This is a genomic window from Curtobacterium sp. MMLR14_002 (assembly GCF_001864975.1).
In the GTDB taxonomy this organism is placed as follows: Bacteria; Actinomycetota; Actinomycetes; order Actinomycetales; family Microbacteriaceae; genus Curtobacterium; species Curtobacterium flaccumfaciens.
Genome location: NZ_MJGT01000061.1, coordinates 1 through 21,323, shown reverse-complemented (window position 1 = coordinate 21,323; position 21,323 = coordinate 1). Strand labels below are relative to the sequence as shown.

Here is a 21,323-nt window from a genome sequence, read left to right as displayed (position 1 = left end):
ATCAGCGGGCGCGCCGCGCGGGCAGCGCCAGCACGGACAGCCCGGCGACCACCAGCACGATGCCGGCCCATCCGCCGACGCCCAGGCGCTCCCCCACCACGAGCACCGCCAGCACCGCGGCCACGACGGGCTCGAGCAGCGACAGCAGCGTCGCGACCGACGCCGTCACCGTCCGGAGGCCGAGCGCGTACAGCGAGTGCCCGATCACCGTCGGCACCAGCGCCAGGTACAGGAACACCGGCCAGTTGCCGGCGTCGGTCAGGAACGGCCCGCCCGCCACCACGGCGAGCACGACGAGCGGCACCGCGGCCACCCCGAACACCGCGCCGACGAGCCCGCGTTCGTTCGGCCCGCGGGCAGCCCGTGCGGCTGCGACCCCGACGTCCCCACCGACCGGCATGCTGTCGGACTCCGCGCGACCGACGGCGATCGGCATCCGGCTCGTCGCGGCGTGCATCCCCCGCGCCACCGCCCACGAGTACAGCGCGTACGTCAGACCGGCGACCAGGGCGCTGCCGACGCCGACCGCGAGTGACCGCCCGCCACCGTCGTGCTCGGAGCGCGCGAGGGTGACGACGACCATGCCGACCACGCTCACCAGGGTGGCGACGACCCACCGCCGGGTGACGCGTCTGCGGTCGGCGACCCACTCGACCAGGCCGGCGAAGACGGGCGACGAGCCGATGGCCAGGGTCGTGCCGAGCGCGACCCCGGCGTCGGCGAGGGCCGCGTAGAACGCGACCGCGTAGACGACGAGCGACGCGGCGCCGAGCAGTGCCCAGCAGCGGGTCCGGCGCTGGGCGACGGCACGCAGCGTGCCCCGACCAGCGGTCGCGGCGAGCACGAGGCCGCCGAGCCCGAAGGTGACCGCACCGAACACGAACGCCGGCACACCGGGCGCGAAGTGCGTCGCGGTCCCGGTGGTGCCCCAGACTGCCGCGGCGACCGCGATCGCCGCCAGGCCGCCGACGGGCCTGGAGGCACGCCCCGCGCCCGGTCCGTGGCTCACGAGACGTGGACGCTCGGCCGTCGGTTCACTTCGGGTTCCGCTTCGCGCAGGACCTCGCGCGTGACGGGGGCGACGTCGCCGGCACCGGTGAACACGAAGCGCAGGGCGTTGCGGATCGGGCTGCCCTCGTTCCACTCGAAGTAGATGCTCGGCACCACCCCGGCGAGGTCGCGGATGGCGAGGAGCGTCGACGCGATGGTGTTCGGGACGTTGCCGGAGCGGACCTTGAGCACGCGGAACCCGTGGATGACGTGGCCTTCGACCACCAGGTCCTCTTCGAAGTCGGAGGAGTCGGCGGGCAGGACCTCGAGGAACATCGTCGGCACGCGGGCCGGGATGCCGGAGTCGCGGCGTTCCTCGCGCCCCTTCGCCCGGTACGCCTCGGCCGTGCCGGCACCGGGTTCGTTCGCGATGATGCAGACGGAGCTGAACTGGTCGGCGTCGGCCTCGACGAACTGCCGGGCGGTCGCGTCGAGCTCGATCGACGACGCCCGGAGCTCGAACGAACGCCGCACGCGCGAGATGAGCGACACCACGACGATCGCGATGATGAAGATCGCCGCGATCCGCACGCCGTCGGGCCGCTCGATGACGTTGGCGACCGTGGTGTAGACGAACACGACCGAGATGACACCGAACGCGATGGTGCGCTTGCGCTGCTGCTTGCGGCGCGCGGACAGCGTCACCGCGACCGCTGCGCTCGTGATGAGCACCAGCACGCCCGTGGCGTAGGCGCCACCCTGGGCGTCGACGTCGGCCTGGAAGATGATCGTGATGACGAACGCGATGAGCGTGAAGATGATCACGAGGGGACGCACCGCACGCGCCCACTGCGGTGCCATGCCGTAGCGGGGCAGGAACCGCGGCACCAGGTTGAGGAGTCCCGCCATCGCACTCGCGCCGGCGAACCACAGGATGGCGACGGTCGAGAAGTCGTAGATCGACCCGAACACGCCGCCCATGTACTCGTGCGCCAGGTAGGCCAGGGCACGCCCGTTCGCACCGCCGCCTGGCTGGAACTCGCGCTGCGGGATGAGGAACGTCGTCACGATCGACGACGTGATGAGGAACGAGCTCATGATGAGCGCCGCGACGGTCAGCAGTCGCTTGGTGCCGCGGATCCGGCCCTCGGGTCGGTCGCTGGTGTCGTCGCTGGCGTCGCCGCGGACCTGCGGCATCACCGCGACACCGGTCTCGAACCCGGAGAGCCCGAGCGCGAGCTTCGGGAACACGATCAGGGCGATGCCGACCATCACGAGCGGGTTGCTGTGCTGCGCCGTCAGCCCGGACCACCAGTCGCTCGCCACCATCGGGTTCTCGAACACGTGCCAGAGGGCGACGATGATGACGACGGCGTTCAGGGCGAGGAACACCGCGACGAGGCCGACCGCGATGCCGATGGCCTCCTTGAACCCGCGCAGGAACACGATGCCGAGCAGGAGCAGCAGCGCCAGGGTGAGCGGCACCGGGATCTCGGTGAACCAGTGCGGCGTGTACGGGTTCTCGGCGATGTGCGCCGTGGCGTCGGCCGCCGACAGGGTCATCGTGATCATGAAGTCCGTCACGGCGAACCCGAGCAGCACCAGCACGAGGAGCTTGCCCGCCCACCACGGCAGGAGCTTCTCGAGCATCATGATCGACCCGGCGCCCCGGAAGCTGTCGTGGGCGATCCGGCGGTAGACCGGCAGCGCCCCGAACAGCGTGACGAGGACGAGGACGATCGTCGCGATCGGCGACAGCAGACCCGCGGCGAGCGCGGCGATGGCGGGCTGGTAGCCGAGGGTGGAGAAGTAGTCGACGCCGGTCAGGCACATGACCCGCCACCACGGGTGGGTCTTCTCGACCTCGACCTGGTGCGGGCCCTGGTGGGAGGCTCCCTGGTCGGCCCCGTGCAGCATCCACCGGCGCAGGCGGGTGCTGCGGTCGAGGGGCTGCTCGGTGGCGTCGCGCTGGGCGGCCCGCTCGGCGTCTGTCGCGGTCACGTGGATGATGCTAAGCCGTCCGGGTGACCCCCGTGCACACCCGGACGGTCCTGTGCACGGAGCGGTCCGACTAGCGCCGTGTGCGGGACAGTGTCGCCACGATCCCCGCCACGACCAGCAGCACGCCGGCGGCGATGCAGGCGGCGAGCAGCAGGGTCGTGGTGTCCACTGAGAACATCGGCAGCGCACTCACGGCCATCGCCCCGGCGAACACCAGCAGCAGCACGCCCCACAGGATCGTGCCGAACCGTGGACCACCTCGACGGGGCGGTGCCGTGGGCCCGTCGGGAGCCGCCGGGGAGGCCGTCGGCACAGTCGTCTCGTCGTTGGTCGTTCCGTCGTTCGTCATCGTCCCGTTCCTCACTCGCCGACCGTGATCGCCCGCGGCACTTCGACGCCGCCGCCGAGGATCCACAGGTGCACCGTCGTCGTCTCGTCCGCATCGGCCGTGCGTGCCGCACGGTTCTCGAGCGTGGTGGTCCGGAGCACCCCACCGGTGCCGTCGTCGTCGCCTCCGCCGGTGTCGACGCCGTAGCCGACGCCGCTCACCTCGACCCGCACCGGCAGGTCGGTCGGCAGCAGCACCTCGGCTCCTCCGGCGCCCAGCCAGAGACTCACGTCGCCCCCGACCGCCGACGGTTCGAGCTCGCGGAGGTCCAGCGTCGGACCGCCGGCGAGCATCGCGAAGTTCCGTTCGGTCCCCGGGGCGGCCCGTTCCACCTGCCACGTGGTGCCGCCGATCAGCGAGACCTGGGTGCCGGCGGGCAGGACCCCGGTGACCACCAGGGCCACCGCTGCGACCGTCGAGAACAGTCCGAGCACGTCGTCGTCACGTCCGCGGACCCCGGCGACGATCGTCGCGATCGCCAGCACCGCGAGCGCGGCAGCGATCCCGAGGACCGGGACGGACCACCCGGCCTGCTGCGCCCAGAACGCGACCCCGGCTCCGGCGACGAGTGCGAGTCCGAGGGACACGGCGACGTACGCCGCCCCGGGGCGCCGTTCCGCCCGCTCGGCCCGCCGTTCGGCCGCCCGCTCGCGTTCGACGCGCATCCGCTCCTCGTGCTGCCGTCGCCGGTCCTCGGGGCTCGCGGGTGCACCCCACTGCCAGGAGGCCCGTCCGGCGTCCGTCGCGCCGGTCGACGCCGCGGTCCACGCGTTCCGGGCCGGGTGCGGCTCCTCGGGGCTGGTCCAGAAGTCGCCCCGCGGTGCAGCGGTCGGGTCGTTGCCGGTGCCCGTGCTCGCGGTCCGCTCGCCGTCCACCCCGCGTCGGGCCAGGACCACGATGAGCCAGACGATCCCGCCGACGAGCACGATGCTCCACGCCGTGGCCAGGGTCGCCTCGAGCCAGTCGGGCATCCCCCAGGCGTCCGGGACCCCCTGCCACCAGAGGCCGCGGGCGGCGGGCACGAAGGTGAGCGCCACGAAGGCGCCGATCGCGATGAGCGCCGGGTCGAGGACCCCGCGGATCATCCGCTCGACGTGGATGCGTCCGGCGGTGTCGGGCAGCAGCGCCCAGCCGACGGCGTAGGCGAGGAAGACCGGCCCGCCCAGCAGCGCGACGACGATCGTCACGCCGCGGACCACGAGCGGGTCGAGCCCGGTGCGGCGGGCGACGGCACCGCACACGCCGGCGAGCCAGCGGTCGTCGGTGCGCGCGATGCCGAGGCCGCGGACCCAGTCGAAGAACCGGGTCGTCGAGTCGGCGCTGCCGGCGGCGGTGCCGGGAGCGGAGTCGTGCTGGTGATCGGTCATGGCCACCAGCATCCCGGCAGCGGTGCGTCGGCACCATCGGGGTTCCCCCTGACCGGTCCCTGATCCCGGCCCCGGACCCTGCTGCGACCGCCGTCCGGGTGCCAGGATTGCCCCATGGCCTCCGCGACGATGACGCGCCCGACCCCCAGGGTCGTCGGCGGGGTCTGCAGCGGGTTCGCGGCGCACACCGGGTTGCCGGTCGGGGCCGTCCGGCTCGCCACCGCGGTCCTGGTGGTCTGCGGTGGCGCCGGGCTGCTGCTCTACGCCTGGCTCTGGGCGACCGTGCCGAGCGCGGCCGTCGGGGCAGCCGCCGGACGTGCACCGCTCAAGTCCGTGCTGACCCCGGCCGCCGTCGTCGACCAGGACGAGACCACCGCGTCCGCCCGGCGTGCCCCGGTCGTCGAGATCCTGCTCGGCCTGGCCCTGCTCGCCGCCGCCGGCGCGGTGGTCGCAGCGCGGATGGGGATGGCAGTCCCCCTCGAGGTCGTCGTCCCCGGCGTCGTGGTCGTCACCGGCGCCGCACTCGCCTGGCGGCAGTTCGACGCACTCCGCAACGTCCGTACGGCCGGGTCCTCCGCCCTCGTCGTCCGGGCGCTCGGGGCCCTGGTGCTCGTCGTGCTCGGCATCCTGCTGTTCTTCACGACGAGCAGCCGTCCGAACGTCTGGACCGTGCTCACCGCCGCGGTCGCCGTCCTGGTCGGCGTCGCCGTCGTGGTCGCCCCGTGGGTGGTCCGGCTCGTCCGCGACCTCGCCGAGGAACGCGCCGCCCGCGTCCGCGACCTCGAGCGGGCCGAGTTCGCGGCGCACCTGCACGACTCGGTGCTGCAGACCCTCGCCCTCATCCAGCAGAAGGCCGAGCCGGGTTCGGACGCGGCACGGCTGGCGCGGGCGCAGGAGCGCGAACTGCGGTCCTGGCTCTTCACCGAGCGGGCGGAACCGGCGCGCGACCTCGGCACGCAGCTTCGGGACGCCGCCGTGGACATCGAGGCCGAGTACCCCGCCCGCATCGAGGTCATCGCGGTCGGACCCGCCCGCAGCGACCTGCCGGACGGGCTCGTCGCCGCCGCCCGCGAGGCGATGCTCAACGCCGCCCGGCACGCCGGTGGGACCGTGAGCGTGTACGCCGAGACCGCCGGTGACCGGGTCGAACTCAGCATCCGCGACCGCGGCCCGGGGTTCGACGTCGACTCCGTGCCCGCGGGCCGGTACGGCGTCCGCGAGTCGATCGTCGGCCGGATGCAGCGCCTCGGCGGCCACGCGACCATCGCGCCGGGGCCGGGCCGCACCGGCACCGAGGTCCGGCTGACGCTGCCGCTCGCACCCGCGGCCCAGGACGAGGAGCACGCATGACCGAGCCCGCCCCGTTGACCGTCGCGATCGTCGACGACCACTCCATCTTCCGAGCCGGCGTGCGCGCCGGGCTGCCACCGGGCCTCCAGGTCGTGGGTGAGGCGGCGACCGTCGACGAAGCCGTGACGCTCGTCGCGGCCACCCGCCCGCGCGTCGTCCTGCTCGACGTGCACCTGCCGGGCGGCGCCGGCGGCGGCGGTGCCGAGGTCATCACGCGGTCCGCACCGGGGAACCCGGACACCCGGTTCCTCGCGCTGAGCGTGTCGGACGCCGCCGACGACGTGGTGCGGGTCATCCGCGCCGGCGCCCGCGGGTACATCACGAAGAGCTCGTCGAGTGCCGAGGTCGCCGAGGCCGTGGCCCGCGTGGCGGACGGGGACGCGGTGTTCTCTCCGCGCCTGGCCGGCTTCGTGCTCGACGCGTTCGGGGCGGTCAGCGGCGAGACGGCGCAGCACGACGCCGAGCTGGACCGCCTGTCCGCCCGCGAGCAGGAGGTCATGCGGCTCATCGCGCGCGGGTACGCCTACAAGGAGGTCGCGACGGAGCTGTTCATCTCGGTGAAGACCGTCGAGACACACGTGTCGAAGGTCCTGCGGAAGCTCCAGCTGTCGAACCGGCACGAGCTGACCGCGTGGGCGCTGCAGCGCAAGCTGCTCTGAGCGCCCACGCCGGCGTCACTTCGCGCTGATCCTGGTGTACTTGTTCACCGCCCACGGCACGAAGACCACGAGCATCACGGCGATCCCGATCAGGACGGTCAGCACGGGGTGCTGCATCGTCCAGATGTCCGGTACCGGGGCGGACCCGACGTTGCCGAACAGCTCTCGCGCGGCCTGCACGAGCGACGACACCGGGTTCCACTCCGCGAACACGCGCAGCACCAGCGGCAGGGTGTCGCTCGGCACGAACGCGTTCGAGATGAACGTCAGCGGGAAGAGGATCATGAACGAGGCGTTGTTGATGACCTCGGGCGTCTTGACGCTCATGCCGAGCAGCGCCATGACCCAGCTGAACGCGTAGCTGAACAGCAGCAGCAGGGCGATGCCGGCCAGGAACTCGAGCGGCGACGAGTTCACCCGCCACCCGACCGCGAGCCCGGTGAGCATCATGATCGCCATCGAGATCGAGTTCAGGACGAGGTCGGAGTTCGTGCGCCCCACCAGCACGGCGGACGCCGACATCGGCAGCGTCCGGAACCGGTCGATCAGCCCCTCCTTCAGGTCCTGCGCCATCGCCGACCCGGAGAACGTCGCACCGAACACCACGGTCTGCGCGAAGATCCCCGCCATCAGGAACTGCGTGTAGTCGGTCCCCTGCACCTGGATGGCACCGCCGTAGACCTGGCTGAACAGCAGCACGAACATGATCGGCTGCAGCACGGCGAACACGAGCATGTCCGGCGACCGCTTGAGCTTGATGAGGTTCCGCTTGGTGACGGTCCAGCCGTCCTCGACCCAGACGGCGAGCGGCGAGGTGACGACGACGGGCAGCTGGCGGCCCGGCGCGAGGGACGTGGTGGTCATCGTGCCGTCTCCTTCTGCTTGGTCGCCGCGGGTTCACCGGCGTCGTCGTCCGTCGCGGCGTGTCCGGTCAGGCGGAGGAAGACGTCGTCGAGGGTCGGGCGTCGCATGCCGGCGTCGTGGAGTTCGATGCCGGCCTCGCCCAGGTCGGCGAGCACGCGCTGCAGGGCTGCCGGACCGGCCTCCACCGCGATGGCACGGGTGCGGCCGTCGCCCGAGGTCTCGACCTCGCCGACCCCGTACCGCCGCAGCACCGTGGTCGCCGCATCGCCGTCGGCCTCGTCGACCAGGGTCACGACCACCCGGTGCCCGCCGACCTGCGCCTTGAGCTGGTCCGCGGTGCCCTCGGCGATGACCGCGCCGTCGTCGATGACCGCGATGTCGTCGGCGAGCCGGTCGGCTTCTTCCAGGTACTGGGTGGTGAGGAGCACCGTCGCCCCCTCGGCCACGAGGTCCTCGATGATGCCCCAGAGCGCCAGACGGCTTCGGGGGTCGAGGCCGGTCGTCGGTTCGTCGAGGAACAGCACGCGCGGGTTCATCACCAGCGCCCCGGCGAGGTCGATGCGTCGCCGCATGCCGCCGGAGAAGCCCTTCACCGGACGGTCCCCCGCCTCGGACAGGTCGAAGACGTCGATGAGCTCCCGGGCACGATCGCGCGCTGTCCGGCGGCCCAGGTGGTAGAGCCGCCCGATCATCTCGAGGTTCTCGAACCCGGTCAGGTTCTCGTCGACCGCCGCGTACTGCCCGGACACCCCGATGGACCGCCGAGTGGCCTGCGGGTCGGCGATCACGTCGATGCCGTCGATCGTCGCGGTGCCCGAGTCGGGCGTGATGAGGGTGGTGAGCACCTTCACCACCGTGGTCTTGCCCGCGCCGTTCGGCCCGAGCAGCGCCTTCACGGTGCCCTGCGGCACCGACAGGTCGAGTCCGGCCAGCGCGTGCACCGGCCCGGACTTCGACTTGTAGGTCTTGGTCAGCCCGGAGGCTTCGATGATGGCCATGTCGCTCCTTCGTCGGACACGGTGGGTACCCGGGGGTCCGGTGGAGCGGCGGACGTCACTCAGACGTCGAAGTCACCACCACCGAAGTCGCTGAAGCCACCGCCGAAGTCGGATCCGCTGTCGCCCCAGCCCGCATTGTCGAAGCCGCCGCCGTCGGATGCGCCGCCGTCGGACGCCCCGGCATCGCCGGATTCAGCACCAGTGTCCTCCGAACCACCGTCACCCGCAGCGTCGGTACCGCCATCGAACGAACCGGGGTCCGGCAGGAACGCGCTCATGATCGCCGAACCGATGACGTAGCCGGCCACGGTCCCGAGGATCGAGGCGCCGATCATGCTGCCGAACGACGGACCGCCGCGCTGGCCGCCGAAGCGTCCGCCGCCACCGCCGACGCCGCCGAGCGAGCGCTCCATGAAGCCCGGCTGGCGGATCTCGGAGCGGGTCGCCGACTGGGCGAGCGAGCGGGGGTCGTCGCCACGGGGCGCCTCACCGGGAGGCGCGGTCCGGGTGAACTCGTCGTAGACCATGCGGCGCTGCTCGTCGGTCAGCTTGGCGAAGGCCTCGGCGTGGACCTCCTCGATGCGCTCCGGCGGTGCCGTGCGGAGCAGGTAGCGGTAGCGCTCGACCGCACGTTCGTCGTCGGTCGTCGCGCCCTGCTGCTGCGTCGGCGCACCGCCCCACTGCGGGACGCCGTACTGGTCGCCTGCGCCCTGCGGTGCGGACGGCGCCGGCTGCTGGTAGGACTGCTGGCCGTACCGGTAGCCCTGCTGCTGCGGCGGCTGCCCCCACTGGTTCTGCTGTGCGTCAGCGGATCGGTCACGCTCCGGACGTCCGAGCAGGCGGTCGAGGAATCCCATGGTCGATGCTCCTTCGGGTGCACGGCGGGCCCGGTCGGACCCGTCGTGGACTGCAACACTACGAACCCCCGGCGTCGGATGACTGAGCGCCCGCTCAGAGTCGGCCGGGAGGCGCGTGCCGGGCTGGCACCGCGCCCCAGTCCGCACCGTGCCCACCTGCACACCCCGTGCGCGGTTCCCAGCCCCGTGCGCGCTTGCAGCGCCGCACCCGGCAGCCAACCCCGCACCGGATCGCCGACTCCGCACCGTGCGCACCACCCACCGGCCGGGAGGCGCGTGCCGGGCTGGCACCGCGCCTCCAGTCCGCACCGTGCGCACCTGCGCACCCCGTGCGCGGTTCCCAGCACCGTGCACGCTTGCAGCACCGCACCCAGCAGCCAACCCCGCACCGCATCGCAGACCCAGCACCGTGCTCACCCCGCGGCGAGCGCCGCCGTCCACACCGCGTGCAGCTCATCCGCGGCCCCCGGGTGCGCCACGAGGAACGGCTCCCCCACGGGCGGGAAGCCCTCGACGGGGCCGGACCGCGTCAGCACGACGCCCCCGGCCTCGTGCACGAGCAGAACCGCGGCACCGTGGTCGACCGGGTTGAACGCCGAGACGCAGCCGCCGATCCCCCGCCCGGCCGCGACCTGCGCGATCGTCAACGTGCCCGATCCCTGCACCCGGAGCGTGCACGACCGGTCGGCCAGGGCGTCGAGGAACGCCCCGAACCCCGGCCACGGGCGGTGTCCGTCGAGCTCGGTGCCGACGACGGCGCCGGCGAGCGGACGGGGTGTGTCGTCGAGTCGGAGCTGGCGGTCGCGCAGGGTGGCGCCGCGGCCGCGTCGGGCCTCGAGCACCTCGCCGCGCCAGGGGTCCGCGACGACCCCGACGAGCGGACGGCCGCCACGGGTCAGGCAGAGCGACATCGAGGTCCAGGGCACACCGTTCGCCAGGTTGGTGGTGCCGTCGACGGGGTCGAGGAACCAGCGGTGGCGGTCGCCGGGGGCCTCGCCGTACTCCTCGCCGGTGAACCCGTGCGTCGGGAACACCATCCGCACGCGGGAGCGGACGTGCTGCTCCACCAGGCGGTCGACGTCGGTGACCAGGTCGGCGGGGTTCGCCTTGGTGTGGACCTCGCTGACCGGGTGCTCACGCGTGTAGGCGATGACCTCGTGGGCGATGCGGTGGGCCAGGGCCTGGGCGCGCGAGGCGACCTCGGTCTCGGTGGGCTCGCGGTCGCGCTCGGGCCAGCCGTCGCGCTCGGCCGCCGACAGGGCTGCCCCGATGGACCCGACGTCGTTGGTGGTGATCGAGTCGACACCGAGCCGGGCTGCCCAGATCGCGGGCTCGACGTCGTCGATGGTCCAGACGGCGACGCGCAGACCCAGGGCGTGCGCGACCTCGACGGTGCGCGGGGTGAGGAACGCGACGTCGAGGTTGAGCGTCGACGGCTCGAGCGCCTCGAGGTCCGCCGACACGGGCGGGTCGAGCGACTCCCACGCCAGCCAGACGTCGGCGTCGGGCAGCACGGAGCGGACGGCCGCCATCGCGGCCGGTGCCCCGCACCAGGCCACCGCGGTGGAGCCGGTGAAGCCCGCGACGGTGCGGGCCGCGACCAGGGCGTCCTCGGCGTCGGTCAGGTCGACGAGCAGGGTCGACCGGCAGCCGTCGAGGCGTTCGAGCGCGCCGTCGAGCCGCGGGATCCGGTCGAGACCGTTGCCGAGCCGGGCGACGTCGCACCAGTCGACGTCGGACACCCGGCGGGCGTCGCCCCACATCCGGCCGAGGGTCTCGTCGTGCAGCAGGACGGCGACACCGTCGGCGGTGCGGCGGACGTCGACCTCGATCACCTCGGCGCCGAGCGCCTCGGCGACCGCGATGGCGGGCAGGGTGTTCTCACGCCGGACGCGCGGCGCACCGCGGTGGGCGACGAGGCGTGGCGGACGCACGCCGGGCCTCCCGTCCGGGCTGGTGGCGACCACACGGTCGACCGCAGCCGCAGCGGAGACCGCCGACGTCGGGACCCCGGCGCTCATCGGGCGACCTCGAGCAGCACGCCGTCGCGGTGGACGAGCACCTCGCCCAGGCGCACCCCGGTCTCGGTGCCGACCGCCGGTGGTGGCCCGGTGACGTAGGCACGGAGCTCCGCGCCGTCGGTGCTGAGCACGACCTCGGCGAAGTGCCCGCGCATGAGCACCCGCGCGACCGTCGCGCGGATGGGCGAGTCGTCGGTGAGCGCGACCTGCTCGGGGCGGACCAGCACCGTGTCGGCCGCCGTCGGGCTGACCGAGGTGCCGGCGAGGAACCGGCCGGTGACGACGCTCGTCGACCCGATGAACGACGCGACGAAGCTCGTGGCGGGGCGGGCGTAGAGCTCGGTCGGGGTCGCGATCTGCTCGATGCGGCCGTCGTGCATGACGGCGATCCGGTCGGAGATGCTGAGCGCTTCGTCCTGGTCGTGCGTCACGATCACGGTCGTGATGCCGAGGCGCTGCTGGATGCGGCGGATCTCGTCGCGGACGCTCACGCGGAGCTTCGCGTCGAGGTTCGACAGCGGTTCGTCGAGGAGCAGGACGTCCGGCTCCTGCACGATGGCGCGGGCCAGGGCCACGCGCTGCTGCTCACCGCCCGAGATCGCGGTCGGCTTCGAGCCGGCGTGGTGGCTGAGGCCGACGAGCTCGAGCGCGTCGCGCACCCGCTCGGCGACCCGCGCCTTCGGCACCCGTCGGGTCCGCAGCGGGAACGCGACGTTCTGCGTCACCGTCATGTGCGGCCAGAGCGCGTAGTTCTGGAACACCATCGCGCTCGGCCGGCGCTCCGGACCGAGCGACGTGACGTCGCGGTCCCCCATGGTCACGACGCCGCCGTCGGCGGGCAGGAACCCCGCCACCATGCGGAGCGTCGTGGTCTTGCCGCAGCCGGACGGCCCGAGGAGCGAGACGAGCTCGCCCTTCGCGACGTCGAGGTCGATGCCGGCGACGACGTCGCGCCCGCCGAGCGTCTTGCGCAGTCCGCGGATGGTGAGGCCGCCGGAGCGGGTCCGGTCCGTCGTGCTGCCGTCGGCCTGGAGGCCCGGTGCGCGTTCCGCGACGAGCGTTGCATCCGTCATCTGGTCGCCTTTCGTGCTGGTGTGGGTCATCGGATCTGGAAGCCATCTGCCAGTCGGCCGCCCATGATGTGCTTCCGGGCGAGCAGCAGCAGGACCACGGACGGGATGCTCAGCGCGATCGCGAACACCGCCGAGACCTGGCGTGGGGAGTTCAGGACGAGCGAGTACATCGCCGTCGGCATCGTCATGTACGTCGGGGCGCCGACCAGGTACGTGCCCTGCGCCTCGTCGAAGGACGCCAGGAACGACATCACCATCGCGACGAGGATCCCGGGCCAGGCGATCGGGAACGTCACCTTCCAGAAGGTGCGCCAGCGGCTGGCCCCGGCGTCGCGGGCGGCTTCCTCGAGGGACCGCGGCACGGCCGAGAAGGCAGCGGCGGGCAGCCACGTCATGAAGACGACGCAGCCCAGGACGTGCACGATCAGGATGCCGGTGACCGTGTTCATGAGGTTCAGCGCGGTGAACATCGCCGACATCGTGACGAAGAGGCCCATCTTCGGGAACGCGTTCGTGGCGAACAGCCCGACGAGCACGAGGCGCCGCCCAGGGAACTCGATGCGGCTGATCGCCCACGCGGCGGGCAGGCAGACCACCGCGGCGATGAGGACCGTGAGCGGGGCGAGGACGAGCGAGTTCTGCACCGCGACGGCCAGGCTGCGGTCCTCGAACACGGTGCCCCACCACTGCAGGGTCCAGCCGTCGGGCAGCAGGTTCGGGTAGGTCCACGTCGTGGCGAAGGCCCGGGCGGCCAGCCAGACGAGCGGCCCGAGGATGAACACGGCCAGCACGATCGCCGTCGCCCAGACGAGGGCGTTGCCGGTCAGACGCTTGATCACTGCTGCTCCTGACGCTTCTTGTCGAGCTCGCCCGCGTTCGAGCGGACCGTCGAGCGGAGGTAGAAGACGCTCGCGGCCGCGGCGAACGCGAACACGATGAACGCCATCGCCGTCGATTGCTGCGGACGGTTGTAGGCCTGGAAGTACTTCGAGATGTCGACGCCGAGCATCGTCGGCGCGTTCGGACCGGTGAAGTACGGCACGGTGAACGAACCGAGCACACCGATCACGGTGAACGTCGTCGCGATGACGAGCGGGGTCGCGGCCATCGGCAGGAGCACCTGCCAGACGACGCGCCAGGTGCTCGCCCCGGCGTCCTTCGCGGCCTCGACCAGGGCGTCCGGTGTGCCCTGCAGCGCCCCGGCGATCATGAGCACCGCGAACGGCAGGCTGGTCCAGACGCTGCCGAACACCACGGCGACGAGGGTGTAGCCCCACACCGGGACGTCGAGGCCGAACTGCGCACCGAGGCTCCGGAGGAACCCCTGCGCGTCGGTGAAGGTCAGGATCGACCAACTCGCGATGACCACCGGCACGAAGATCGGCACCACGGCCAGGACGCTGAGGGTCTTGCCGAGGAAGCCTCCGCGGAGCCGCAGGATCACCGCGACGACGACGGCGAGCCCCACCGTCAGGCCGGTCGACAGTGCCGTCACCCCGAGCGTCGCGACCAGGTCACGCAGGAACGTGGCGTTGCCGAGCAGGGTCGCGTAGACCGCGAACGAGAAGCCGCGCACGGTGTCGCCGCCGATGTCGGCGAGCGCCTGGTTCAGGCCGCCGGTGAACCCGAGGCTGAACAGGGCGGCGTTCACCACCGGGACGCCGACGAACAGGACGACGACCAGCACCGGGGCGGCGACGAGGGCGAGGCCCTGCCAGCGCCGGCGGCGGGCCAGCCGCTCCTGCGCCGTGCGCCCGCTGGCGGGGTGCGCCGGGCCCTGGGCGTGGGGCGGGACGGGCGGGAGGCCCCTGGCGGAGTCGCCACGGGCCTCCCGGCCGGTTGCCGGGCCGTCCTGGACGGTCTGGGTCACTGCGGGACCTTCGCGTCCCACGCCGCGTTCATGTCGGCGGCGAAGTCGCTCTGGAACCCGAGGCGGAGCTGCGAGGGGTTCGCGTCGGCGAACTGCTCGGCGACCGACGCCGGCAGGCTGTCGAGCGGGATCACCGGGTAGCCGGAGACGGCGCTCGCGACGAGCTGCTGCCCCTTCGCGCTGAGCACGAAGTCGGCGAGCTTCTCGGCTGCCGCCTTCTTGGCCTTCGGCTCGGTCTTGGGGATGCCGAGGAAGCTCGCGCTGCCGGTGAACGACGGGTCGTCGATCTGCACGGCCTTGACGGTCTCCGGGATGATGCCGGTCTTCTGCGACGTGATGAACTGGTCGCTCCAGACCGGGGCCATCGCGATCTGGCCACTGCCGAGCAGCTGCACGACCTGGTCGTTGCCGTTCGGGTAGACGCCCTTCTGGTACGTCGACGGGCCGAGGTCCTTCAGGGCCGCGAAGCCCTTGTCCCACTTGGACTCGAGCGACTTGTCGTACTTCGTCTGCATCGTCTCCTGCTCGGCGGGCGTCAGGTACTTCGCGAGCACCGTGGCCACGAACGAACCACCCGAACCGCCGGACGACGGGGAGTTGTAGGCGAACTCGCCCGGGTTGGCCTTGATCCAGGAGAGCAGGTCGTCGAGGGTCTTCGGCGGGTCCGTGACCTTCTTCGCGTCGTACGCCAGCAGCACGCTCGAGGCGCGGTACGGGATGGCGCTGTCGCCGCCCTGCTGCTTCGTGGCGTCCGGGACGTCCTTCAGGTTCGGGATCGTGCTGTCGCTGACCGGTGCCATCAGCCCGGCCTTGCCGGCGGTGGTGACGAAGCCGGCGTCGACGAGGTCGTACGCGACGGACTTGCCGGCCTTGACCGCGGTGGCGAGGTTCGCCTGGGTCTGGGCGTCGTGCTCGCCGTGCAGGTCAATGCTCGTGCTGACGTGGATCTTCGGGTTCGCCTTCTCGAAAGCGGGGATGAGCGACTTGTCCCAGAGGTCCTGGACGTTGGTGTCGCCGCTGATGAACACGGTGAGGTCGGTGGTGCCGTCGGTGTCGGAGGCGTTCGAGGCGTTGGCGCTCTGGACGCAGCCGGAGAGTGCGACGGTCGCGGCTGCCGCGATGGCGAGGCCGGCGAGGACTCGGGTCTTCACGTGGGTTCTCCCTGTTCCGTGGTGCGTGGGGTGTGCGGGGTGGGGGCGTGCGGGTGTGCGGGGTTCGTGCGGGCGGTGTGGGAACGTTCCCGCGCCGGGGTCGAGTGTGGCGCTGCCGGGTGAACTCCGGGTGCCGCCGGCGTCGCCGCCGGGTGAACTCCGGGTGCGGTGCTCGCTCTGGTGCGAGGTTCCGTACTCCGTGCCCGCCCTGGAGCCCTGCACCGAGTACGGAACCTCGCACCGTTCGCGCCGCCCCTCGCACCGTGCGAGGTCACCGTGACATCGGTACCCGGGCATTCCGGAGCTTCGCGCGGAACGCGGACTCGTCCCACACGTCCTTCCAGCCGTACCGGATCACACCGCGCACCTCGGGGAAGGAGCGCAAGCGGTCCTCGCGGTACTTCTCCGCGATGACGACGTCCTCCGCCGACCGCCCTCCGCGCAGCGCTGCATCGCGGTACTTCACCTCACCGTCGAACTCGATCACCACGCCCTGGTCCGGGAGCCAGAAGTCCACGACGATGTCCGGCTCGCCCGGGGTGGTGAAGCGTCGTTGCAGCACCGGGGTGGGAGCGCCGTACTCGTCCAGGCGGACCCGGACCAGCGACTCCCCCACCGAGTCAGCGGCTGGGTCCGCGAAACCGACGGACCGCAGGGCACGGCGCCGGCCCTTCCGTCCCCGCCGCGCGACCCCGTCCAGGACGGCGTCGCGGTCCGCGCCGAGGGCGAGGAGCCGGTCGAGGGCCACCACCGCTTCCGTCATCGGCAAGGTCATGGCGAGGTCCACGGCCGTCCTGTCGAACCCCGTCAGCGTCAGGTCGTCCGCGCGGAACCGCCACGTGCCCGCCATCGACGGGTCGAAGTCGGCGTGCACGACGAACGTCGCGTTGGTCGTCCGCGCATCGCGCCCGGGGCTGGTCAGGTGGACTCGTTCCGGCCACCGGCCCACGTGCGGCACACCGATGACCGCTGCCGCCGACAGGTGCGACACGACGAAGCGAGGTCTGATCCGGTCGACGAGTGATCGCACGAGCACGTGGTGCCGCTGCTCGGGGCGGAGGCCCTTCCACCGCTCGGCGTCCGCGTACCGGCCGTGCGCGATGCGGACCAGTTCCCCAGCGCGGGCCCGGACCCGGATCGCCGCGGCCTCGTCCGGCCGTGACTCGTGCGCGACGAGGACCGTGCAGTCGGGGACGGCGGGGAAACGGGGATGAGCAGCCATGCATCGGATGCTGGCGGACACCCGCACGGTGCGAGTGCGGCCGGATCAGGCTGTGGACAGCGGCGTCCATCCACAGTCGCGAGCGGATGAATCAGCAGCTGCGAGAATGAGCGGGTGAACGCACGCACCTGGGGTTGGCTCGCAGCCGTCATCGACGTCGTCCTCATCGTCGTCTTCGCGCTGGTCGGGCGCTCGTCGCACGGTGAGGCCAACACAGCGCTGGCGCTCTGGACCACCGCCTACCCGTTCCTGGCGGGTTGGGCGATCGGGTACGTGACGAGCGGTGCCTGGGCTCGACCGCTGCGCTTCTGGCCGACCGGTGTCGTGGTCTGGGTCCTCACGGTCTTCGTCGGTCTGGCCATCCGCGTCGCCACCGGGCAGGGGGACGTCGACGGCAACCCGCTGCCGATCTCGTTCGTCATCGTCGCGACGATCGTGCTCGGGGTGTTCCTGCTTGGCTGGCGCGCGATCGCCCGCGGTGTGCTCCGGTTCACCGCGTCGCGGTCGCGACGGGACGCCGCAGCGTCCGACGCGTGAACGGCAGCCGCGGTTCCCAACCGACGATCCTCGACGTCGCCGCACGTGCGGGGGTCTCGAAGTCGGCGGTGAGCCGCGTGCTCTCCGGGACCGGACGGTTCTCGGACGAGACCCGCGAGCGCGTCGAACGCGCGGCAGCCGAGCTCGGGTACGTCGCGAACGCGATGGCTCGCGGGCTGGTCAGCGGTCGCACGAACACGATCGGGATGCTCGTCCGTGATGCATCGTCGATGGTCTACACCGCACTGCACGCCGTGATGGAGCGCCGCGCGTCGGAGCTCGGCTACCGCGTCGTCACCACGACGGGCGTCGGTCGTGTCGAGGACGAGAAGTCCGCCCTCGCCGCACTCGTGTCCATGCGCGTCGACGGGCTCGTCGTGTGCAGCGGCCTGATGCCGTCCGCCGACATCGCCGAGTTCGCGCCCCGCATCGCCACCGTCGTCGCGGGTCGGCCCGAGCTGCACCCGGCGCTCTCGAGCGTCTACTGCGACGAGGTCGACGGTGGGGCTTCCATCGCGGACGCCGTCGCCGATGCCGGCCACACCACGGCCGCGGTGTTCACGGTCCCGCTCGACAACGCGATCACGCAGCACGCGCGGTCGTCGGCGATGCTCGAGCGGCTTCGAGCACGTGGTGTCCGGGTGATCGACATCGACGCGAGCTTCGTGCGGCCACCCGACGACCTCGCCGCCGACCTGGTGGACGCCGTGCAGGAGTCGGGCGTGACCGCGGTGATGTGCCCGACCGACCGGCTCATGCTCGACGTGTGCGAAGCGCTCGCCCGCCGCGGTGTCGAGGTCCCGCGCGACCTCTCCGTCACCGGGTTCGACGGCGTCTACCCGCTGGCGAGCGACTGGATCGGCTTCACGACACTCGAGCAACCGATCGAGCGCATCGGCCGCGAGGCCATTGACCTCGTCATCGGCCGCATCGACGACCCCACGCGCCCGGTCGAGCACCGCTCACTGCGCGGCACCGTGATCCCCGGCCGCACCCTGCTCCCCCGCTGACGCCGATCCCCCGACCTCGCACCGTGCGAGGAGCCGTGCGAACGGTGCGAGGTTCTGTACTCGGTGCGGCCGGACGGCCCTCGCACCGAGTACGGAACCTCGCACCGAACGCACCCGCGCCCGCGCCCGCGCCTAGAACAGCCCGCTGCGCGGCCCGTCCTCGGGCCCGTCGAACCCGCGGAACATGTCCGACACCAGCGCCTCGATCTGCGGCTCCACCAGGCGTTCCACGGCCTCGGCGATCCGCGGCCGGTGGTCGATGAGCGCCAGGCACACCGCGGTACCGGTCGACCGCGCGCACTCGTCGGACAGCGCGATCTCGTGCCGGAGCGCAGCCTTCGCCTCGTCGGACAGCGGCTCGCGCGGCGTCTGCTCCCCCGCACCGGTGCCGGCCAGCTCGCCGAGGGTGAACAGGAACGGCGACCCCGGCGACGGCTCGGGGTCCACGTCGAGGCCCTGGAACTCCGGCGACAACCCCTCGGCCGGCTGGTACCCGGCGTGCCGCTTCCGTGCCGCCGCCCGCTCCAGTTCCCGCTGCAGCAGCGGCAGGTTCTTCGCCGTGTAGCCGTCGACGGCGTCCTCGACGATGGTCGAGATCCGCCCGATCAGCGCGTGCTGGACGGCGTGCGGCACGTCGGGTCCGAACCCGGCGGCCGCGGCGATCGGGGACCCGGTGCACTTCCGGCAGATGCGCGTGCGCGGGCGGGCGGTCCCGATCTGCCAGCGCGGCAGCCAGCGCAGCCACAGGTCGACCGCGCCCCGCACGCGACCGTCGATGCCGTCCATCCCTCAACAGTAGGCCTGGAGGCGCGGATCACCCCCGGCACACCGCGCCGGTCGGGCAATCCGCCGGTTCTCAGGCCTGTGGTTCCGTCACGAAGTCGATCAGCTCCTCGACACGGCCGAGCAGCTCCGGCTCGAGGTCGGCGAAGGTGCGCACCTGCCCGAGGATCCGCTGCCATGCCCTGGCGATGTCGGCCTGCTCGGCGTGCGGCCAGCCGAGTGCCTGGCAGATGCCCGCCTTCCACTCGATCGAGCGCGGGATCGTCGGCCACGCCCGCAGCCCGACCCGCGCCGGCTTGACCGACTGCCAGACGTCGACGAACGGGTGCCCGACGACGAGCACGTGCGCGCCCCACTTGCCACGCATCACGGCGTCGGCGAAGCGGGACTCCTTCGACCCGGGCACCAGGTGGTCGACCAGGACCCCGACCCGGCGCTCCCGCGTCGGCTGGAACTCGTCGAGCACGGCGGCCAGGTTGTCGACGCCGGAGAGTTCCTCGACCACGACGCCCTCGACGCGCAGGTCGGCGCCCCACACCTTCTCGACGAGTTCCGCGTCGTGCTTGCCCTCGACCATGATGCGGCTGGGGAGCGCCACCCGAGCACGCTGCGACTCCACGGCGAACGATCCGGACGCGGTGCGGAGGCGACCACCGTCGGACGCCTGCCGCACGGCGGGCGCGCCCCCGGGCCTCCAGTCCGAATGAACGGAACCCAGCGAACCCGGCGAGCCGGCAGCGGCTGCGGCAGACCGCCCGACCGGCGCCAACGGCCGCCCCAGCGTCACCAGCTCACCCTCGAGCAGGAACTGCCCGGTGAAGGGGAAGGAGCGCGTGCGGCCCTTCCAGTCCTCGAGCGCGATGTTGCCGGCCTCGAGTCCCACCACGGCACCGGCCCACCCGGAGTCCGGGTCCTCGAGCACCATGTCCCGTTCGAGCGGCACCTGCCGCACCTTCTTCACCCCGCGCGAGCGCCAGTCCCCCGAGAGCACATCGCCGCCGTACCGGTCGTCGTCCACCCGCACGAGGGTACTGTCGACGACGGCCCGGACGACGTCGACCGCGCCGGTTCCCCATCATCTCGACGGAAGGCCCGCCCGTGCGCGCAGCGATCATCCACGCCCCGAACGACATCCGCGTCGAGGAGCGCGACCGACCCGGGCTGCTGTCCGGAAAGGACGTCGTCGTCAAGGTCCTCGCGGCCTGTGTCTGCGGATCGGACCTCTGGCCCTACCGCGGCGTCACCGAGACGAAGCAGCCGCGGCCGATCGGACACGAGCTCGTCGGCGAGGTCGTCGCCGTCGGTGACGACGTCACCGGCCTGCACGAGGGCGACTTCGTCATCTCCCCCTTCACCATGAACGACGGCACCTGCCAGGCCTGCCGCAACGGCATGACCACCGGCTGCGACCACCTGTCCGGGTTCGGCAGCACGGACGCGTACGGCGACCCCGTCGGCGGCGCACAGGCCGAGTACGTGCGGATCCCGGACGCCGACGCCACGCTCGTCGCGGTCCCCGGTCCGGTCGACCGGGCCCTGGTGCCGTCGCTGCTCACCCTGTCCGACGTCTTCTCGACCGGCCACCACGCCGCGGTGTCGGCAGCGGTCGGCCCCGGCAAGACCGTCGTCGTGGTCGGCGACGGGGCAGTCGGCCTGTCCGCCGTGCTCGCCTCGAAGCGGCTCGGGGCGGAGCGCATCATCGCGATGAGCCGCCACGCCGACCGGCAGGCACTCGCCCGCGAGTTCGGTGCCACCGACATCGTGGCGGAGCGCGGCGACGAGGGCGTCGCGGCGGTCCGCGCGCTGCTCGGCGGCGACCTGGCCGACTGCGGGGTCGAGGCCGTCGGCACCGAGGAGAGCATGGACCAGGCGCTGCACTCGGTGCGCCCCGGTGGCAACGTCGGCTTCGTCGGGGTCCCGCACGGGGTGCCGACCATCGGCACGCGCTACCTGTTCGACACGAACATCGCCATCGCGGGCGGCATGGCCCCGGCCCGGAAGTACATCCCCGAGCTGCTGCCCGACGTGCTGTCCGGCGCGATCGACCCCGGTCGCGTCTTCGACCTCGAGCTGCCGCTCGACGAGGCCGCCGAGGCCTACCGCGCGATGGACGAGCGCCGGGCCATCAAGGTGCTGCTGCGCCCGTAGCGGCGCGCGTCGTGGACGCACCGGCAGACGGACG

The 21,323-nt window shown here is 72.4% G+C and carries 20 protein-coding genes; 5 read left to right on the top strand and 15 right to left on the bottom strand.

What is annotated here, in order from left to right; all coding sequences use genetic code 11:
- Position 1 precedes the first annotated feature (1 nt).
- The 4 genes from BIU91_RS11020 to BIU91_RS11005 all read right to left on the bottom strand — a co-directional run bounded on the left by BIU91_RS11020 (position 2) and on the right by BIU91_RS11005 (position 4,746).
- Positions 2-1,009 carry a DMT family transporter gene (locus BIU91_RS11020; protein WP_071405487.1) on the bottom strand — a complete coding sequence of 336 codons (1,008 nt, stop codon included), beginning with the start codon at positions 1,007-1,009 and terminating at the stop codon, positions 2-4.
- Positions 1,006-2,907, bottom strand: coding sequence for an amino acid transporter (locus BIU91_RS11015; RefSeq protein ID WP_231495623.1), 1,902 nt, complete (start codon positions 2,905-2,907; stop codon positions 1,006-1,008). The genes BIU91_RS11020 and BIU91_RS11015 overlap by 4 nt, the downstream gene beginning before the upstream one ends.
- A gap of 154 nt (positions 2,908-3,061) precedes the next feature.
- Positions 3,062-3,340 carry a hypothetical protein gene (locus BIU91_RS11010; RefSeq protein WP_071405486.1) on the bottom strand — a complete coding sequence of 93 codons (279 nt, stop codon included), beginning with the start codon at positions 3,338-3,340 and terminating at the stop codon, positions 3,062-3,064.
- 11 nt (positions 3,341-3,351) lie between these two features.
- Positions 3,352-4,746 (bottom strand): PspC domain-containing protein, encoded by a 1,395-nt coding sequence (locus BIU91_RS11005; protein WP_171907820.1) that lies wholly within the window; start codon positions 4,744-4,746, stop codon positions 3,352-3,354.
- Between the two features lie 114 nt (positions 4,747-4,860).
- Between BIU91_RS11005 and BIU91_RS11000 the strand changes: the two genes are divergently transcribed.
- Together BIU91_RS11000 and BIU91_RS10995 are read left to right on the top strand one after the other, a co-directional pair.
- On the top strand, positions 4,861-6,096 hold the full coding sequence (locus BIU91_RS11000) for an ATP-binding protein (protein WP_071405484.1): 1,236 nt from the start codon (positions 4,861-4,863) through the stop codon (positions 6,094-6,096).
- Positions 6,093-6,755 carry a response regulator transcription factor gene (locus BIU91_RS10995; RefSeq protein WP_071246586.1) on the top strand — a complete coding sequence of 221 codons (663 nt, stop codon included), beginning with the start codon at positions 6,093-6,095 and terminating at the stop codon, positions 6,753-6,755. Before BIU91_RS11000 ends, BIU91_RS10995 begins: the two co-directional genes overlap by 4 nt.
- A gap of 15 nt (positions 6,756-6,770) precedes the next feature.
- Here the strand turns inward: BIU91_RS10995 and BIU91_RS10990 are convergent, their stop codons facing one another.
- From BIU91_RS10990 to BIU91_RS18535, 9 genes are all read right to left on the bottom strand, one after another.
- Positions 6,771-7,619 (bottom strand): ABC transporter permease, encoded by an 849-nt coding sequence (locus BIU91_RS10990; protein ID WP_051596514.1) that lies wholly within the window; start codon positions 7,617-7,619, stop codon positions 6,771-6,773.
- Entirely contained in the window at positions 7,616-8,617 is a 1,002-nt protein-coding gene (locus BIU91_RS10985; RefSeq protein WP_071405483.1) for an ATP-binding cassette domain-containing protein, read from the bottom strand. The genes BIU91_RS10990 and BIU91_RS10985 overlap by 4 nt, the downstream gene beginning before the upstream one ends.
- 59 nt (positions 8,618-8,676) lie before the next feature.
- On the bottom strand, positions 8,677-9,474 hold the full coding sequence (locus BIU91_RS10980; RefSeq protein ID WP_071405482.1) for a hypothetical protein: 798 nt from the start codon (positions 9,472-9,474) through the stop codon (positions 8,677-8,679).
- Positions 9,475-9,887: 413 nt separating this feature from the next.
- Entirely contained in the window at positions 9,888-11,495 is a 1,608-nt protein-coding gene (locus BIU91_RS10975; protein ID WP_071405481.1) for an inositol monophosphatase family protein, read from the bottom strand.
- A complete protein-coding gene (locus BIU91_RS10970) occupies positions 11,492-12,568 on the bottom strand; it encodes an ABC transporter ATP-binding protein (protein ID WP_228513241.1) in 1,077 nt (358 codons plus the stop codon). The genes BIU91_RS10975 and BIU91_RS10970 overlap by 4 nt, the downstream gene beginning before the upstream one ends.
- 26 nt (positions 12,569-12,594) lie before the next feature.
- On the bottom strand, positions 12,595-13,407 hold the full coding sequence (locus tag BIU91_RS10965; protein ID WP_017886992.1) for an ABC transporter permease subunit: 813 nt from the start codon (positions 13,405-13,407) through the stop codon (positions 12,595-12,597).
- Complete coding sequence (locus BIU91_RS10960; RefSeq protein WP_084741116.1) at positions 13,404-14,438, bottom strand: ABC transporter permease subunit; 1,035 nt, start codon at positions 14,436-14,438, stop codon at positions 13,404-13,406. Before BIU91_RS10960 ends, BIU91_RS10965 begins: the two co-directional genes overlap by 4 nt.
- A complete protein-coding gene (locus tag BIU91_RS10955; protein WP_071405479.1) occupies positions 14,435-15,589 on the bottom strand; it encodes an extracellular solute-binding protein in 1,155 nt (384 codons plus the stop codon). Before BIU91_RS10955 ends, BIU91_RS10960 begins: the two co-directional genes overlap by 4 nt.
- Positions 15,590-15,860: 271 nt before the next feature.
- Positions 15,861-16,811: a hypothetical protein gene (locus BIU91_RS18535; RefSeq protein ID WP_071405478.1), complete on the bottom strand. Its 951-nt coding sequence runs from the start codon at positions 16,809-16,811 to the stop codon at positions 15,861-15,863.
- A 114-nt stretch (positions 16,812-16,925) separates the two neighbouring features.
- Between BIU91_RS18535 and BIU91_RS10945 the strand changes: the two genes are divergently transcribed.
- Together BIU91_RS10945 and BIU91_RS10940 are read left to right on the top strand one after the other, a co-directional pair.
- Complete coding sequence (locus BIU91_RS10945) at positions 16,926-17,348, top strand: DUF3054 domain-containing protein (RefSeq protein WP_071405477.1); 423 nt, start codon at positions 16,926-16,928, stop codon at positions 17,346-17,348.
- Complete coding sequence (locus BIU91_RS10940) at positions 17,345-18,358, top strand: LacI family DNA-binding transcriptional regulator (RefSeq protein WP_071405476.1); 1,014 nt, start codon at positions 17,345-17,347, stop codon at positions 18,356-18,358. Before BIU91_RS10945 ends, BIU91_RS10940 begins: the two co-directional genes overlap by 4 nt.
- A gap of 132 nt (positions 18,359-18,490) precedes the next feature.
- Here the strand turns inward: BIU91_RS10940 and BIU91_RS10935 are convergent, their stop codons facing one another.
- Positions 18,491-19,144 carry a spermidine/putrescine ABC transporter substrate-binding protein gene (locus tag BIU91_RS10935; protein WP_071405475.1) on the bottom strand — a complete coding sequence of 218 codons (654 nt, stop codon included), beginning with the start codon at positions 19,142-19,144 and terminating at the stop codon, positions 18,491-18,493.
- Between the two features lie 70 nt (positions 19,145-19,214).
- Positions 19,215-20,159: a DUF3097 domain-containing protein gene (locus BIU91_RS10930; RefSeq protein ID WP_071405474.1), complete on the bottom strand. Its 945-nt coding sequence runs from the start codon at positions 20,157-20,159 to the stop codon at positions 19,215-19,217.
- An 80-nt stretch (positions 20,160-20,239) separates the two neighbouring features.
- Between BIU91_RS10930 and BIU91_RS10925 the strand changes: the two genes are divergently transcribed.
- A complete protein-coding gene (locus BIU91_RS10925; protein ID WP_071405473.1) occupies positions 20,240-21,289 on the top strand; it encodes a zinc-dependent alcohol dehydrogenase family protein in 1,050 nt (349 codons plus the stop codon).
- Positions 21,290-21,323: the final 34 nt, after the last annotated feature.